Raw genomic sequence first — 15,153 nt, 5'->3', positions numbered from 1 at the left:
TGCGTTATGTGTCTTTGTTAAAGCTTTTAAGAAGGTCGAGCAGGCGATCAACTTCCTGTTCTTTGGCTGCCAAACGAACCTCTAAAGCGTCTGCTTCAGAACTTTCTTCGAAGCCTTCTCCGTTCCACTTAAGCTTTCCCGATGTGGCAAGTTTAAGCTGCTGCTCAAGGTCTTGATAGCGCAGATCCTGCTGGCTAATAACCAGCTCAAGATTGTGTTTATCCTTTATTGCGCTTCGCTCGACCTCAAACAGCTGCTGCCTCAAGCTACCATTCTCTTCGCTAAGTATATGATTATGCTTGTCTAGGCGGGAATATTCACCTTCTATATAGCTAATTTTGTGATTTGCTGTCTGTAGCGCCTGATTCAGGTCACTATTTTGTGCAGGACCAAGCTTTTCGAGAATCAGATTCATCTCTTTCAGCTCGCGACTGAGATCTCTATTCTCAGCTTGCAGACGGATTTCCCGCTCCTCTTGCTGACTCAGCTTCTGCTGTAGCTCAGTACACCGCAACAGCAAGCGCTCGTTTTCGCCAAGCAGGCGATCAGAAAGATCCTGTAGCCGCTGCAGATCACCTTTACTACTATTCGCACGCCCTTCCAGCTGCTTTTTCAGCTCTTGATGCTGCTGCTCAAGCGCCATTCGCTGTCCGCTGAATTGATGCTCTGCATAGGCCAATGCCTGCTGCCATAGCGCATTGGCGCTATCAAATACCGGCTCCGGTATCTCCGGCCTCTGATGCTGACTACATAATCGCTCACCCAGGCTTTGCCACCAGTCGTTCAGCGCTTTATTGATAGTGGTCAGGCTGCCACTACCAAGCTGGTTACGAATGTTTTGCTGGGTCGGGCGCTGACCTTCTGATAACAGCCGGTCGGCGACTTCAAATACTTTTTGATAAGTACTTTTCTTAATCTGAGAGCTGCTTTGCTTTATCGACATAAGATATTAAAAATACAAAATACATATTAAATATTAAATATTAAATATTAAACATTGATATTATTAGATAAGAGTCGTGATTGCACCCCTTCTCCTCTTCCATGTTCGACTTCAACTCAAAATGGTGATGTCGACTGCGGTTTATTTATCGCAGTCCTTTCTTTTGTTGTCGGGTAATTTTATTCTCAGTGAGTAGCTGTCCGATATTAAGGAGACAAATATGACTGTCAGAGTTGCGATAAACGGTTATGGGAGAATCGGCAGGAATATTCTGCGCGCTCTCTATGAATCCCGCAGAACCGATGAGATTAAAATTGTCGCCATCAATGATCTTGGTGACAGCCGGGTTAATGCTCACCTGACGGAGTTTGATAGCGTTCACGGTCATTTTAACTACAAGGTCGAAGCGATCGGCAATACGATGCGGGTTGATGGCGATGAGATATTGATTCTCAGCGAAAAAGACCCTCACGCCCTACCCTGGAGCTCTCTTGATATAGACATGGTCTATGAGTGCACTGGTCATTTCACTACCCGCGAAGCGGCAAATATTCACCTGGATCAGGGAGCGAAGCGCGTGCTGGTATCGGCGCCGGCAAAAGACGCGGACGCAACAGTCGTTTACGGGGTTAATCATCATATTCTGAATGCAGATCAGCGGATTATTTCCAACGCATCCTGCACCACCAACTGCCTGGCGCCAGTAGTGAAAACCCTGAATGACAATATTGGTATTAAAGAAGGGATCATGACAACGATTCACGCCTATACCAATGATCAACATCTGTCGGACGCCTATAGCAATGACATCTATCGCGCCAGGGCGGCAACCTTGTCAATGATCCCAACCAAAACCGGCGCAGCTGAAGCTGTAGGTCTTGTGCTGCCAGAGCTTAAGGGTAAATTGACCGGTCTTGCAGTTAGGGTGCCGACCGCCAACGTCTCCCTGGTCGACCTGTGCTTTACGCCCGAACGCCAGACTTCGGTGGAAGAAATTAATGCGTTAATGCGGAACGCTTCCGAGAACAGTTTAAAAGGCATTCTTGAATACAATGAGCTACCGCTGGTCTCAGTCGATTTCAATCACCACGCCGCATCATCAATTTTTGATAGCACGCAGACCCGGGTAATGGACGGCATGGTAAAGGTATTTGCCTGGTACGATAACGAATGGGGTTTTTCTAATCGCATGCTGGATACAACGATCGCACTGACCCGAGCGCTGTAGCATTCAATCTTTTTTGTAGACACAAAAAAACCGGCAAAAGCCGGTTTTTTTATATCTGTTGATACTCACAAGTAATAACTCAAATAAGATATCGCTAGTCAGAACAGAGAATAAACAGAAAAATATTGGAGCGGAATATCGGGCTCGAACCGACGACCTGAACCTTGGCAAGGTTCCGCTCTACCAACTGAGCTAATTCCGCAAAATCATGTGTATGGAGGCGGGAGTCGGAATCGAACCGGCGTACACGGAGTTGCAGTCCGCTGCATGACCACTCTGCCATCCCGCCATATTTCAGGCGTAAAAAAACCAGCGATGCTGGCCTCTTTTCCAATACAAGATTGGAGCGGAATATCGGGCTCGAACCGACGACCTGAACCTTGGCAAGGTTCCGCTCTACCAACTGAGCTAATTCCGCTTTATTTACCGTATATTATAACCTTTTTTCAGCTTGCCAAAGCCAGGCTATAAATGGTGCCCGGAGCCGGACTTGAACCGGCACGCTATTGCTAGCGGGAGATTTTAAGTCTCATGAAAAGAGCCTATCCCTCCGTAACTCATTGATATGTAAGGTATTTGGTGACACCTCCTCAACAAGATGGGCACATTATGCCAGCCCTATGTCAGCCGTGTCAACCGCTTGTGACAACCTTAAGTACAGGTTTGAATGGCTCACGTTTTGTACCTCGTGCATTGTCCAGAGCATCCGATGCATTGACCAGTGATCCGGTGCTAAATTGAATGTACCTCATAGTTGTCTCGATCCGAGCATGGCCGAGCCAGGTTTGAATTGTCTGAATATCCACCCCTGCTCTCATCAATCGAGAGGCACAAGTGTGGCGTGTGGTGTACCAGATGAAGTCCTTATCGAAGTTCCCCATGCCAGCACGTACAGCCTTCCAAGTGGTGCGGAGCCGACTCTCTGTAGCCAGAGGAAAGACCCGCTCATCATCACGAGGAAGCGATAGTAGTACTTCCCGGCAACGCTCAGTGATAGGCACCCGGCGGCTGATGCCTGTCTTGCTGTTGGCACCCCAGATACGGATAAGCCCGTACTCCATGTCCACATCGCGCCACTTGAGGTATTGACCCTCGCTGGTACGCAGGCCTGTCTCGATAAGCACCTTGAATAGGTCAGCCATATCAGCCCGGTCAGCCTGTGTCATGATGTTTACGATGCGCTCCTCATCTTCATACTCAAAGAAGTTGATACGCTCATTGGTCTGGGTGTAATGCGCCAGCTTCGGCACCTTCCAAGTGATCAGGCCTGCTTCCTGTCCCTGCTTGAGCATGCAGCGTACAGCTGACAAGTAGCGGCTCACAGTCGTCAGGGTTGGAATGTCTTCTTCCAGCTTATCACTGAGCACCTCTGCGCCCTGCTGGTCAAACTCCCGCACATCAGTGTCCCACCCGAGGTAGTTCTTGATAGCTCTCTCGGCGTTGTCCTGCTGTTTCGTTGACTTACCATGCCGCCACTGCTTCTTAACAGTGAGGTCGAACAGGGTACGCCAAGTGACCAGAGCAGCGATGGCTGCAACAGTCTCGCCCTCGCCCTTCAGGTACTTAGTCAGGACGTTCTCGGCTTCCTCGTAGGAGCCAAAGGTCTTGCGTAACCGTGGGTGTCCAGCGATCTTTTTATCGACCCGGTAACCCTTGGTTGTCTTCTTTATGTCGGTACTATTTATGAGCATGGGTATATCCTCATTTATGGGCATGACAAACGATTGCTGAGCGATAACTCAGCGTCCTTTCAACCTCTCATCAAGCATGTTCATGAACTCCTCGCCCTCTTTATTCAGGTAGCGTAGCTTTGACCGATACTCTGTAGGATCGATACGTGCTTCTACCAAATCAAGACCGGGCTTGCCGTTCGCTCTCACCCTGTCGAACAAGCGCAGCATACGCGCTGCAGTAGTCGAGTTGGTGTCCAGTAGTGACTCAATGTCGCGGCCAGTTACGCCGTTACCACGAGCTACCTCAAGAAGCGTGAGGATCATACCCACGTTCATCTCTGGATCAAGAGCGCGAAGCTCAGTCAGCATTGCTGTCAAATTGTTGATCGTTTGTGTCTTCATTTGCGTTAGCTTCCTGCTTTATTCCTACCCAGTGGCAGTCTTCATACGTGAGTATAACCGCATTTGTGGGCATGATGGTAGACGAAATGTCACTTATTGCGTACCAGTGGTACTCATCTGGATCGATAAACTCGCTGTACTCTGCTCCCATCTGTCTGGAAACGACCTCTTGTACTAGTGTTGTGTGGTCGATCAATTTCTATAGTTCCTTAAACAGTACGCCTAATTGAGTAGGCTCTCATATTGTAATTCTAATTTGTACAGTTCTTCTGCCGCAGCGTCCAACCTCTGCTGCAGTATATCCTTATCGTGTAGCCACGCCGTGCGGCTGTGAGTCTGGTAGTGCTTTCCTTTTGGACAGTGGTGCTCTATTCGTTCTCTTTTAGCTTCCCTGAATTGGCGCTCGGCGGCGTTTATCAGTACTTCAAGCTGGCTTAGTGTCATACGTTTGGTGGCGTTCCCTGCTCTCTCCTGTAGTTGAGTTGAATTGGTCGGCATAGTATCCATGCCCTGCATCAGAAAAAATAGGACTTTTTCCTAAATTGGATACGAAATGCCTATGCAGTGAATAGCTCACTTCAATGCCCCAAGTAACCAATGACTTGGAGCATCAAGCTGAGCACTCAGCAGTAGATGAATCGACCATTCGGCTTCCTGATAACGGTACGTCCGTCAATGTGGTAAATCCTCATGCTTAATAAACGCATAATCCTGCCCTCTTTAAGAGTTCGTACTGTCCCTTCCGGTAACGTGGAGGCTGGCTCACACGTTTGACCAGGGTGTCGTTTTTCGTGGACACTGGCACCTGCGCCAGCGCCCTCTCGATGATGGCTTTACGATCTGTCAAAGCAGACCGCCGACGATCAGTTCCGCTATGTCTACTGAGCAGGCAGCGAAGCAGGTAAAGATGATCAGTGCTTTCATGAGTAGTTCCTCTTAACGTGGATCAGGAAGGCGATCCGGTTGTGTCGGTAATAAAGAGGCGCAGTGTCCAGCGCCCAGTCAGCCAGTGTGGCTATTGGTACGTCAGGCCTGTGCCGTAGGTAGAACTTGAACTCAGCGATGGTGCGCCAGATCATTCAGCTTCCCTCCGCTGCTGCCAGTTCACGTAGCGTCTTCTTGAAGTCCTCAATGGTGTATGAGGTCAGAGCAGCGCCGCCGCCGAACCGCTTATCAAGCAGCGCCGGTACAATGTCGAAGTCCCAGCAGCAGGACAGGCTGTCGCGTACGTCTTCGCCTACCTGATCCCATGCATCGTCCATGCACTGGGCCAGCTGTTCGATGACCTCGCGCCACTCAAGGGAGCCGTTTGTCTCCCGGTAATCCTCCATCGATGCAGCGAACATCGACTCTTGGTTCTCGTAGAAATGCTCGTGGATGCATAGTGCTGTGAATGTGTTGCTCATGGTGTTCTCCTGTGCCATTTGGCTGCAGTTGGTTTACTCGGTGACTCGATGCGAATCACCTGATAAACCTCACTGGTAATCTTCTAAATCGAGGCCATCCAGCAGCCCCTCGCGCCCTGCCAGCTCGATGAACTCAGGATCGTTGACGTTCTCCTTCAGGACTGCGTTGAATACCCGCTGCTGTACGTCCATCCGAGCCGCTGCAGCTTCAAGCCAGAGCCTTGCGTTGCCTTTCATGCGGCCTTGATCGTCATAGTTCCGATAGTCAGAATCGACCTCACATTCCCGGTCATACGCCTGCTGCCATCGCTTGTTTGATGCCTTCAGCTTGATTACTGCGTTCTCTGCGTTGGTCATGAGCTGTGCTCCCTGTTGTACTCATCGAAATTGCGCCACACCCAGTCAGCCTCGTAGCTGTACAACCGGCCTGCGATGCCTCTGTAGTGCTGCAGTGCTAGGTCAAATCCGTGGTGCTCCAAGATGTTCAGCACCGGGTTAATTAAGTCCCAGTGCTTGATTGCTGGCATTCTCATGAGTGCGCCCTCACAGTTCTGAACTTAACGATCACAGCGTCACCCCACATGATGTGGCAGGTGTCTACAGCGTCCTCTTTGCAGTCCGTGTAATAAGCACCCAGTTCGCCACCGTCTGGCGCTGGCACCCGGTACTCTTGATCTGCATCTTTCTTGATGGTTACGATTCCGTGGCTCATGGCTGCATCTCCAGTGAATTCATGATGTTTTGAGCGAGGCGCTGCTGTGTCTTGCGGTATGCATCGAGCAAGTCCTGCATGTCTTCAGCTGTTGCGGTCTGGCCTGATTCTTTGAGGTCTTTAATCAGCTGCTGGTAGTACAATTCGTTGACCATCTGTCTATCTCCTGTGCGCCATTCGGCTGCTGTTGGTTTACTCAAAGACACTCGCTTGAATGCCTTTTGATAAACCTCATTCCCGTTTGTGGCAATGATCAGTGCTTTTGGTAACTAATGTTCGCTACATTGCTATTCCAGCAGGCTGTGCAATCGCCGCAGCTGCCGCCATTCTCATACGCTGGGCATGCCATGCCGTGGTGCTCGGCTCCCTTCGTATGCACTGTGCTTGTGTTCGCTCCCTTCAGGGCTGGCGCTCCGTCTACCATCGCTGCAGATAGTCGAACTGTCAGGTTTGCCGGGAACCCTTCAAGGTTGGTTGCTAGGTACTTGGCTACCAGTCCTTTTTCACGAGTTGGTAACCAGTGGCTGATATGAGGTGTGCGCTTGGCTACCTCGACAATTGCCCGGAGTGCATCCATGTTTGGCAGATCGCCAGCAGCAAACCAGCGATGAAAACCAGCGCCTTGCTCTTGTTTCTTGTGCTTGGCTATGGCGATGTGGTTGATCTGTTTTGCCATGCTTTCGATCCATGCCAGAGGATCAGTCTGTAGCGCCTCAATCCAGAGAGACAGGTTGTTCTCCCAGCTTGTTTGCGCTGACTTGTACAGCTTGCCAAGCTTGATTGCGTAGCATCCTGAACAGGTGCTGCCTTCCACGTTTACAAGCTTCTGGCCTACCTTGCAGGCTGTTGGATCAACAGAGAATGTGCTGCCGTGTATCTTGCTGTTGCCTTTCATAACCTTGCCAGCTGTCTGTGCTGCCTTCAGAGTGTTGTAGCGGTTTGTTGTGCCGTTTGAGTAAGTCATTGTTATGCTCCAAAAGTGGTTGAAAGTGCGATGAAGAACAGGCCAGCCAATGGAGCAGCTATGCCGATGAATGCCAGCGTGTCGCATACCGTTGACGCTATGTCGCAGAACTTATCTAAAGTCATTGTCGTTACCATCTGTGGGAATGAGTAGGAAATAAAAACCGAAGGCCTCTCTAGGAAAGGCCTTGAGTTTGCACCGGGTTAGCGCCGATGCTCACTATGTAAAGAGCGTTGTCGAAGTGACTACCCAGCCTGTACCCCCAGCCTGCTAAGCAGTCCAACTGAGCGCCTTGATATAGTCACTTCTTACCACCGCAGCCTAGCTGGAAGATGGAAACCGTCTGGTTGTCTGTAGAGCCTGTGTTAAGCCGTTGCCCTGTTGACGCTTTCTATTAAATACATCTGTGGGATCATTTGCAAGCGTGGGAATGAAAATAATTTGTAAATAAATAGACAGGAATAGCTCCAGCCCTAGTGCTGCGTAGGTTACAGCCAATAAAAATAATTTAATGATAGGCCTTGCATGCCTTGGTAGTGGTCAGCAGTACTATATAGACAGAGCACAACCAACAGTTAAGACCAACAGTCTAACCAACAGACAACCAACAGGCTGACCAAGAGTAGCGGTCATTAGTTACAGTGTGTTGGCTATAAGTAGACAGTAAGAAAACAACAGGTAGGCCAAGTGTTAGCCAAGTGTTAGCTTGAGGTTGAAAACAACAGGACAACGGACACAAGTAGACAGCCTGAAGTTAACCAACAGCCAACCAACAGCCACCAATAGCCAGCCCTTAAGACAGCCCACTGTGACAACCAGCAGCTAACTCATTGATTCATAAGGCCACCAAGGAGAAGCAACATCTCCAAACCAGCAGCCAGCGCCAAGAAAACATCAAGAAAGGCAGTGAAATCAAGGGGTTGCGGGGGGGTAGCGCCGGAGGCGAAGTATTTAAGAAGTTACACAGATTTTTTACCCAAATATGAACCTTCAGCCAACACTCAGTTGACCAGGAGTCTAACCAACAGCCCCCTACTTGGGGTTGACCATAAGGCTTAGGGTTAGACCATCAGTCTTACCATCAGTCCATCTGTTCATATTAATCATGAGAGTTAAGATACTGCTTGCTATCTTATGCTGAGTGCGTAGCACGAAGCATGGACACTAAGCTCTACCTTCATAGTTATTACATTGATATTAATAGATATGGTCATACCGATAGGATAGACCCTGCATTACCACTTCCTCGGTAACGCAGGGTAACCCTAGAGAGAGACACCATGAGGGAAAGGTAGGCTAGGTATACACTTATGTATTCCCCGGCTTACTTCTTTCCTAGGGTGTGGGGTATCAAATTACCATGTCTCCATCCACTGCTGCTGCGGTACTTCGTAACCAACAACATAAGCTTCAAGGAACTTCTGCATCTCTTCGTCTTGCCGTTCTTTCTCAATCACAGATGAGTCAGCATCCATTTGCTCCACCCAGTACGCTACGGCCATAGCCAGCGCATCCAATCGGTCATCATGACGCAGTGACCCTCGGTCAGCGGTCAGTCGGGACATCTGGTGGAAGCAGGAGTAACTCAAGTCTCTTTCACACTCTGCCAGATCACCTTCAATCACCTTGGGGTCAATAACCAGCTTGTGCTGCATCATGACTGGCTCAAGGGTATCGATGATCCGCTTCTCTTTCTGCATGGTCTGGCGTACTTCATCAATCGTGCATGGGTACACCTTCTGCAGGAATGGCCGGAGCAGCTGAGCGAACATGCCGTCACCAAAGTTAGACTCGATGAGTATCATGTTTACCTTGTGCTTCTTCGCGGTCAGAGCCAAGCTCATCAGGGTCTTCTCGGAGTAGCCTTCGGACGTACCACCGATCTCTGGAACGAAGATATTGCCAGCGTACATCTTGGCGATACACCAAGTAGTCTCATCGCTTCCTCGGCCAGATGGGTCAATCACCATGACCGCTCCGGTATAATCCTGGGACTCTTTAGAAACCCAGTGTGGCCGATAGTAGCGATCACCTGCCAGACCCACAGACTCCAAGGCCTTCAGACAGGTTTCATCATTACGCATCACTGTGAAATCAACGGGTGCCTTGTTGCGGCCTACGTCCATCACCACGAGGTCTTCCAGCTTTAACGGATACTTATTCGCATCGGAGAGAGCTGTGTCGAGCATGAACTGCAGGGCGAAGCCTGCCTTACCGTAGGACAGTCGCCGCTTCTCGATGTCAGCCATATCGAACCGGGAAGGCTCTGTGCTTTCACCGGGTACGGCATAGTTACCATCAACAGGATCGGTGACAAATGGAGCCAGTGCCCCCTTGTAGCTAACACGCTGTTTATCTGTCGGGAATAACAGAGGCCAGATACGGCACTCATAGCCACGCTCACGCAACGTATTGTAAAGGGACATCTCGGTCTGGGGCGTACCCAAATAGATTACACGAGGCTTCTCCTTCATCGTCCGTGGGTCATAAGGCTTCAGGATCGCATCGAATTCAGTTACCAAGTTGGCAAGCTTGTCACGGGAGTCCTGTGTGTAGGAGTTGCCCGGTACTTCGATGTCATCTGCGATAATGACGTTGGCACGAGAACCAGTGATTTGCCCGGTAATCGAGGCAGACTTTACGCTTGGCGAGTGGTCGGTCAAGGCCGGTGCCACATCAAATGCGATCAGACTGTCCCGTTGACCGGGAGCTGGGGCGAGGTGCATCAAGAAGTCTACTTCAGCGATCAGACGCTTGGTAAACTGGGAGAACGCATCAGCACGTTCTTTGGTAGCAGATACCACCATGACCTTAATCTGCGGGTCACGGTAGAGGAGCCAGATAACATAAGCAGACGTAACGAATGACTTACCGCAACCTCGGAAGGCTTCGATAATGCACCGCTCTGGGCCGTTGGCTAGATACTTGCCGATGTCATACTGTAATGGGGTGGGGTCTGGAAGTTGTAGGTGTTTCCAGATCATAAACAGGAAGAAACTGAAGTCTCCCCGGAGTCGCTCTTCAAGCTTGGAGTAGTCTTGCATACACCTCCTCGCCCTGCGGTACTTGAAGCCCCGCAGGGCTTACTAGTGGTTAACGAGGGATTAGCTGATCAACTCAACCAGCGCATCGACAGCAGCGTCATGGTCGGGATCGGCCTTCAGCTTCAGTTTGTCCAGCATCTTAACGACACCTTTAGAGGTCGCATCGGTCTGGAACTTGGTAGTCACGGTTGCGGTCAGTTTGCCCTGCTGTTCACGGGTGTGGTACGCAGCGTCCAGTGCAGCCAGGACTTGGTTTTCTGGGTAGATATTTGAGTAGCTCATATTGGTTCCTTATGATTTAGATAGTTGGAAGTGAGGCATATCTGTGTAATCCCACAGGCCTCCCCACTCGATTGAAATTTGTAACTCTGAAGCAGCTTGAAGTACCGCTGCAGCAACCATTGCCAGATGCTCTTCATCCCAAGAAGCCTTACCGTCCACGTAGGCGTACACATCGACTGCGTTGCCTGACTGGTGGTAGGACTTCTTGTGGAAACCGTCACACTTCGACACCTTCTTCAGGAACAGCTCATGCTGGCGGTCAGCCGTGCGTAAGCCTCCGTCTGGAGGGATGCCGAAATCGATCTTGGTTATTTCAATAGCTCGTCGGATGACGCGCCGAAGGTTGGGATGAACAGTGTTGAGGCGGGAGTTGCTACGGCGGCTAAGCTTGTAGCTTTTCGCCATAGTATGCTTTTCTCCACTCGGTAACGATTTCGTCATCGATGTTGGTTGCGGATTGATCGGCAAGCCAGTCGGCAAGTCCGAAGAAGGCCTTAGCCACCACGCGCTCACCAAGAGCAGCAAGCAGAATATTTTTAAGTATCGCCAATAGAAACATCGGGAATCTCCTTAAATAGGTTTTTGATTAACTGCCAATAACGAGGGATCAGCAGGATTACTTGAAGGACGGTATAGACGAGGGTGACGATCAGAACGATGTCGCTCAGCTCTATCCCGTAAATGGTCATGCCTGTTACGGCTAATGGTGGTGCTGCCTTTGCCAGACCGGCTGCAGCTTCGACTTCATTACTCATCGTTTGAACACCGCCACATTGTCGTACTGGTCGAATTCATCCAGACCATCCGATAGCTTCTTCAAGCCAGCGTTGTCGGACTTAATGCCAGTGATGTTGTTGTCTGCGAGGAACTTGTTGATAGCGTTGAGTTCTTGGGCTGTTACGCCTCCATTCTCCAGTATCTCCAAGATGGCCTCTGCTTGCTTCCTGTGAATCAGGTCGAACAAGCTCTCCATGGTGCGCTCACTCATTGCTTCCTCCTGTTCTTCTCATGGCCCATAATTTGGAGATTGCTCCGCTTGTTATTCAGAGCATTCCCGTCTTTATGGTCGATTGCTTTGCCGTCACCTTTCTTTACAAGGCCCAGCTTGGTGTAACGCCGCCGGTTCTTATTCCGGTTACGTTGCTTCTTAAGGGTTGTGGGATCAGATCGGTACTTGAGGTAGGCTTCGCGGGTGGTCATTCCTTTCGGATCAGGCATGGGCCTCCTTATCAGCGGCATACTGATCTTCCAGCAATGTATTGGCCTTGGTGTTGAACAAGGCTGTCTGGGGATACCAGCGTGTGCCTTTAATCTCTGAATCTGACGCAATGACGGTCTGCTCTCCAGCGAACACAACGTGCTTGAAGACTGCCGAAAGTGTGTTCATGAAGATTGCCAAGGCATCCTCGGAGAGGAAGCACAGACGGTGTACTAGACAACCTCCAGGTTTCAGTGCAGCCTTGAATGTCTCAAAGGTTTCCTGCTTGTACAGCAGCGTTGCGTGAGGCTTCGTAGCGTCTTGCGGATCAGAGTACACAGCGTCATACGTAGCAGGCGCAACGTCAGCAAAGTACTGCACAGCGTCTTCCACGATGATGTTCACAGGCTTGTCATTGAAGTCATTGAAGTACGGCAGCAGGTCTACAATCGCTTGATTGATCTCGACCACATCTACATTGGTCACGCTTGGATGGTCAACGAGCGTCTTTACGTCAGTACCTGCGCCTAAGCCGATTACAGCCACGTTCTCCGGGGCCGGAATCACAGGGAGACTTTCAGAAGCACAACGCCCTTCAGTATCCCCGGTAGCCATGTATACGTCATCCAGCTGGAGGATCAGCTTCCCGTCACCGGATGTCACAATATCAATGTGACCGTGTTCGCTCATTTCGTGGTACTTGAGTGTCCCAGCCTCTTCAGGATGTGGAGCGCACTTTGTAGGATCGAGAGTCAGCTTACCAGCATCACAGATGCCGAAGATCAGCCTCCACTCACCGTCGATTAACCGGAAGAACCCATTTAGGTCAGGTCGTGTTGGTTCAGCCATTTGTGTCCTCCGGGGCTTCGTTACGGATCAGAGCGTCTAGCTCCGCGATGGTTAGGTCTTCCCCTTCCAGAATAAGAAGAGGAATGAAGTGGTTCAGACGGACACCATTGGCCCATTCAATGACCATCGTGCCTTCTTCGTGGTTTACACTTTTGATGAGATAGTCCATTAAGAAACTGCTCCTTTAACTTGAGTTGAGTTATTACCAGCAGTGATGGTCACCGTCTTGCCGTTCTTGGCTATAGCTTTACCTGCAGCACCGCCAGAGCCTCGATAGCTGTTGTGCGACGGAGCCGTAGCGCCTGAAGCACCTAGTCCACCTCCAGCGCCGCCGTAACGTGAACTGTAGTAACCGCCAGCACCGCCGCCAGTCAGGGAGCCTGCATCTCCGTTATCGCCTGTACCTGATCGCGTACCGCCAGCACCTGCATTGGAACCAGCGCCACCGCCCCCCGCGCAGTTGTAGTAGATACCTTTACCAACTACGTCAGAGGCACCACCGCCGCCACCACCGCCACCGTAGATGTAGCCATTGGTGTTATCGATAGTGCAGGAGTAACCACAAGTGAGAGCGGTCTGACCGGGAGAACCCGAGCTTGCACTTTGAGTCGCACAGTTACCGCCCTTACCTCCGCGTCCACGGATGTAGCCGTTATTGATGATGGTCAGCGTAGAGCCTGAAGGGAATGTGCCTGTCTGCACAGCGTAAGTGCTGCCACCTGACCGGCAGTCACCGTTATTGATCCAGATGAAATCGCCAGCTTCTGTAGGACTACCGAAGTCAGCAAAGATGTTTACATTGGTTCGCGTACCAGTAGAAGTGTAGGTCTGGACATTAGCGAAGGACTGTTCCCAGACCCCCGCTTGTTTGTTCCACACTTCCTGACACTCGTACCAAACGCCGCCTTGTTTGACATGAGGGGCTGCCTCGTACCAAACGCCGCCTTGTCGTACGTTAACTGTCATGAAGTCTCCTTAATACTTGAACCAGATGTCTCCATTCACACCGCCAGAAGGCGCTGCAGTAGAGATGGTGATTGTGGATTTCGCTACATAGCTGGAATCGTGATTGTGTGCGTCAGGTGGAAAAGTAGACGGTACGCCTGACAGGTCGCCCCATGCGTGACCGTGGGCAGACGGAGCGAATGACGCAGGGACGTTCACTAGGCTGTTATAGTCGTTTGTACCCGCTGGGCCTTGTGGGCCTACCAGATCGGTATAGGTTCCCCAGTTACCCGGAGTAACCTCAAAGCGTAACTGAGTGCCAGACCAACCGTGAGCTGGAGTCGGGCCGATAGCGCCTGTGGCACCAGTGTTACCGATGTTACCTTGGATACCCTGGATGCCTTGGATACCCTGAGCACCAGTGTCGCCGGTATCACCCTTATCACCCTTGGTGGAAGTAATCTCCCAGTACGCAGGGTCACTGTCAGGTGCTGTGTTTGTTGGAACATCTTGAATAGCAATGTAAGTGCTGCCGTTATAGGACACCCAGTCCATCGCTACATAATCGGTAGTCGCCCCGCTCCACGCCCCGCGAAGGACTGGACGGACACGACCAATATTAAGAGTAGCCATTAGTAAGTTACCTCCAGTTCGCCATTGGCATTAATTGAGAAGTCATTGGAATTAGCAGTGCCGTAGTAATCGCACTGAAGCATTCCGGTGGTTGGCTCGATCTTGAACTTAGCGAAAGCCAGTCCGAGAGGTGTACCGCCAACTGGGCCTTCAGGGCCGACTGGGCCTTGAACACCAACTGGGCCTTGAACACCGACTGGGCCTTGGCCTCCGATTGGGCCTTCTGGGCCTGTGTTACCGGCTGGGCCTTGGCTACCGACCAAACCTTCAGAGATGTACAAATCCATCCGTCCAGTCGCTGGGTTCCACGTTGCGTAGCCCGGAGTACCGTAAGCGAGGTCGTGTACGACCACAGTCATATTGGTAATCTGATCACGAGCGAACTCCGCAGCAGCTTGGGCCGCTTGAGCGTCAGCTACAGCCGTACCCGGAGCGTTATCCACGTAATTCTTGGTAGCAGCATCGGAGCCAGTTGAAGGGTCAGCTACGTTAGTGACCCGCTGATTCAGGGCATCGAATGCTCCAAAATCATCCTTCTCAATCGAGCGTTGCGCCCGGTCATACGCCTCCTGCACAGCGTTAAACAGCTGGACGTTAGCGTTATCGAGGTTTGCTTCGGTTAATCGAGCAGCAGACTGGAAGTCCACCGCCCTGTTGGCGAGGTTTGTATCGCGGGTAATGACCACTTTTGAAGAGGCAGAAGGCGCAGCAGCTAAAGCCGCCGTACCTCCTGTCAGATCATCAGTTGCCACTTGGATACCATCGACACGAACCTCAATTTCTGCAGGGTCTGTGTAAGCGAAGGGGATTACAAAGTTCTTGGTCACCCCATCACCGTCATACCGTGCGATTGAGTATTCAGGCATTGCGCCTC

Annotated in this window: 23 protein-coding genes and 3 tRNA genes; 1 reads left to right on the top strand and 25 read right to left on the bottom strand. The window is 50.8% G+C overall.

What is annotated here, in order from left to right; genetic code table 11:
• Nucleotides 1-4: 4 nt before the first annotated feature.
• Entirely contained in the window at nucleotides 5-943 is a 939-nt protein-coding gene (locus ACQUQM_RS06950; RefSeq protein WP_432473756.1) for a DNA-binding protein, read from the bottom strand.
• Between the two features lie 220 nt (nucleotides 944-1,163).
• On the opposite strand from ACQUQM_RS06950, the gene gap reads away from it, so the two are divergent.
• Complete coding sequence (gap, locus tag ACQUQM_RS06945) at nucleotides 1,164-2,171, top strand: type I glyceraldehyde-3-phosphate dehydrogenase (RefSeq protein ID WP_432473755.1); 1,008 nt, start codon at nucleotides 1,164-1,166, stop codon at nucleotides 2,169-2,171.
• A gap of 126 nt (nucleotides 2,172-2,297) precedes the next feature.
• On the opposite strand, the gene ACQUQM_RS06940 is transcribed toward gap, so the two are convergent.
• The 24 genes from ACQUQM_RS06940 to ACQUQM_RS06825 form a co-directional block, all read right to left on the bottom strand.
• Nucleotides 2,298-2,373, bottom strand: a tRNA-Gly gene (locus ACQUQM_RS06940).
• A 13-nt stretch (nucleotides 2,374-2,386) separates the two neighbouring features.
• Nucleotides 2,387-2,460: transfer RNA gene (locus tag ACQUQM_RS06935), tRNA-Cys, on the bottom strand.
• A 53-nt stretch (nucleotides 2,461-2,513) separates the two neighbouring features.
• Nucleotides 2,514-2,589, bottom strand: a tRNA-Gly gene (locus tag ACQUQM_RS06930).
• A gap of 214 nt (nucleotides 2,590-2,803) precedes the next feature.
• Nucleotides 2,804-3,862: a tyrosine-type recombinase/integrase gene (locus tag ACQUQM_RS06925; protein ID WP_432473754.1), complete on the bottom strand. Its 1,059-nt coding sequence runs from the start codon at nucleotides 3,860-3,862 to the stop codon at nucleotides 2,804-2,806.
• A 48-nt stretch (nucleotides 3,863-3,910) separates the two neighbouring features.
• Nucleotides 3,911-4,246 (bottom strand): hypothetical protein, encoded by a 336-nt coding sequence (locus ACQUQM_RS06920; RefSeq protein WP_432473753.1) that lies wholly within the window; start codon nucleotides 4,244-4,246, stop codon nucleotides 3,911-3,913.
• A 920-nt stretch (nucleotides 4,247-5,166) separates the two neighbouring features.
• Nucleotides 5,167-5,325 carry a hypothetical protein gene (locus ACQUQM_RS06915; RefSeq protein ID WP_432473752.1) on the bottom strand — a complete coding sequence of 53 codons (159 nt, stop codon included), beginning with the start codon at nucleotides 5,323-5,325 and terminating at the stop codon, nucleotides 5,167-5,169.
• Complete coding sequence (locus ACQUQM_RS06910; RefSeq protein ID WP_432473751.1) at nucleotides 5,326-5,652, bottom strand: hypothetical protein; 327 nt, start codon at nucleotides 5,650-5,652, stop codon at nucleotides 5,326-5,328. It lies immediately after the preceding gene.
• A gap of 69 nt (nucleotides 5,653-5,721) precedes the next feature.
• Nucleotides 5,722-6,009 carry a hypothetical protein gene (locus ACQUQM_RS06905; protein ID WP_432473750.1) on the bottom strand — a complete coding sequence of 96 codons (288 nt, stop codon included), beginning with the start codon at nucleotides 6,007-6,009 and terminating at the stop codon, nucleotides 5,722-5,724.
• The gene (locus ACQUQM_RS06900) at nucleotides 6,006-6,185 is read right to left on the bottom strand and encodes a hypothetical protein (protein ID WP_432473749.1); all 180 of its coding nucleotides are present in this window, start codon (nucleotides 6,183-6,185) and stop codon (nucleotides 6,006-6,008) included. Before ACQUQM_RS06900 ends, ACQUQM_RS06905 begins: the two co-directional genes overlap by 4 nt.
• Entirely contained in the window at nucleotides 6,182-6,364 is a 183-nt protein-coding gene (locus ACQUQM_RS06895; protein WP_432473748.1) for a hypothetical protein, read from the bottom strand. The genes ACQUQM_RS06900 and ACQUQM_RS06895 overlap by 4 nt, the downstream gene beginning before the upstream one ends.
• A complete protein-coding gene (locus tag ACQUQM_RS06890) occupies nucleotides 6,361-6,519 on the bottom strand; it encodes a hypothetical protein (RefSeq protein ID WP_432473747.1) in 159 nt (52 codons plus the stop codon). The genes ACQUQM_RS06895 and ACQUQM_RS06890 overlap by 4 nt, the downstream gene beginning before the upstream one ends.
• A 98-nt stretch (nucleotides 6,520-6,617) precedes the next feature.
• A complete protein-coding gene (locus ACQUQM_RS06885; protein WP_432473746.1) occupies nucleotides 6,618-7,328 on the bottom strand; it encodes a GP88 family protein in 711 nt (236 codons plus the stop codon).
• Between the two features lie 1,355 nt (nucleotides 7,329-8,683).
• On the bottom strand, nucleotides 8,684-10,372 hold the full coding sequence (gene terL / locus ACQUQM_RS06880) for a phage terminase large subunit (protein WP_432473745.1): 1,689 nt from the start codon (nucleotides 10,370-10,372) through the stop codon (nucleotides 8,684-8,686).
• A 60-nt stretch (nucleotides 10,373-10,432) separates the two neighbouring features.
• Nucleotides 10,433-10,654: a hypothetical protein gene (locus tag ACQUQM_RS06875; RefSeq protein ID WP_432473744.1), complete on the bottom strand. Its 222-nt coding sequence runs from the start codon at nucleotides 10,652-10,654 to the stop codon at nucleotides 10,433-10,435.
• A gap of 9 nt (nucleotides 10,655-10,663) precedes the next feature.
• Nucleotides 10,664-11,059 carry a M15 family metallopeptidase gene (locus tag ACQUQM_RS06870; RefSeq protein ID WP_432473743.1) on the bottom strand — a complete coding sequence of 132 codons (396 nt, stop codon included), beginning with the start codon at nucleotides 11,057-11,059 and terminating at the stop codon, nucleotides 10,664-10,666.
• Nucleotides 11,037-11,213 (bottom strand): hypothetical protein, encoded by a 177-nt coding sequence (locus ACQUQM_RS06865; RefSeq protein ID WP_432473742.1) that lies wholly within the window; start codon nucleotides 11,211-11,213, stop codon nucleotides 11,037-11,039. Before ACQUQM_RS06865 ends, ACQUQM_RS06870 begins: the two co-directional genes overlap by 23 nt.
• Complete coding sequence (locus tag ACQUQM_RS06860; protein ID WP_432473741.1) at nucleotides 11,191-11,409, bottom strand: hypothetical protein; 219 nt, start codon at nucleotides 11,407-11,409, stop codon at nucleotides 11,191-11,193. Before ACQUQM_RS06860 ends, ACQUQM_RS06865 begins: the two co-directional genes overlap by 23 nt.
• Complete coding sequence (locus ACQUQM_RS06855) at nucleotides 11,406-11,642, bottom strand: hypothetical protein (RefSeq protein ID WP_432473740.1); 237 nt, start codon at nucleotides 11,640-11,642, stop codon at nucleotides 11,406-11,408. Before ACQUQM_RS06855 ends, ACQUQM_RS06860 begins: the two co-directional genes overlap by 4 nt.
• Nucleotides 11,639-11,872 (bottom strand): HNH endonuclease, encoded by a 234-nt coding sequence (locus tag ACQUQM_RS06850; protein ID WP_432473739.1) that lies wholly within the window; start codon nucleotides 11,870-11,872, stop codon nucleotides 11,639-11,641. The genes ACQUQM_RS06855 and ACQUQM_RS06850 overlap by 4 nt, the downstream gene beginning before the upstream one ends.
• A complete protein-coding gene (locus tag ACQUQM_RS06845; RefSeq protein ID WP_432473738.1) occupies nucleotides 11,865-12,701 on the bottom strand; it encodes a spermidine synthase in 837 nt (278 codons plus the stop codon). Before ACQUQM_RS06845 ends, ACQUQM_RS06850 begins: the two co-directional genes overlap by 8 nt.
• Nucleotides 12,694-12,870 (bottom strand): hypothetical protein, encoded by a 177-nt coding sequence (locus ACQUQM_RS06840; protein ID WP_432473737.1) that lies wholly within the window; start codon nucleotides 12,868-12,870, stop codon nucleotides 12,694-12,696. The genes ACQUQM_RS06845 and ACQUQM_RS06840 overlap by 8 nt, the downstream gene beginning before the upstream one ends.
• Complete coding sequence (locus tag ACQUQM_RS06835) at nucleotides 12,870-13,667, bottom strand: hypothetical protein (RefSeq protein WP_432473736.1); 798 nt, start codon at nucleotides 13,665-13,667, stop codon at nucleotides 12,870-12,872. The genes ACQUQM_RS06840 and ACQUQM_RS06835 overlap by 1 nt, the downstream gene beginning before the upstream one ends.
• 9 nt (nucleotides 13,668-13,676) lie before the next feature.
• Nucleotides 13,677-14,279, bottom strand: a complete 603-nt coding sequence (locus tag ACQUQM_RS06830; protein ID WP_432473735.1) for a hypothetical protein — start codon at nucleotides 14,277-14,279, stop codon at nucleotides 13,677-13,679.
• Entirely contained in the window at nucleotides 14,279-15,145 is an 867-nt protein-coding gene (locus ACQUQM_RS06825) for a phage tail fiber protein (protein ID WP_432473734.1), read from the bottom strand. The genes ACQUQM_RS06830 and ACQUQM_RS06825 overlap by 1 nt, the downstream gene beginning before the upstream one ends.
• Between the last annotated feature and the right edge of the window lie 8 nt (nucleotides 15,146-15,153).

The organism is Amphritea sp. HPY (genome assembly GCF_050870985.1).
Lineage (GTDB): Bacteria > Pseudomonadota > Gammaproteobacteria > Pseudomonadales > Balneatricaceae > Amphritea.
Note: the sequence above shows the minus strand (reverse complement) of the source record. Positions and strands in the feature narration are given on the sequence as shown.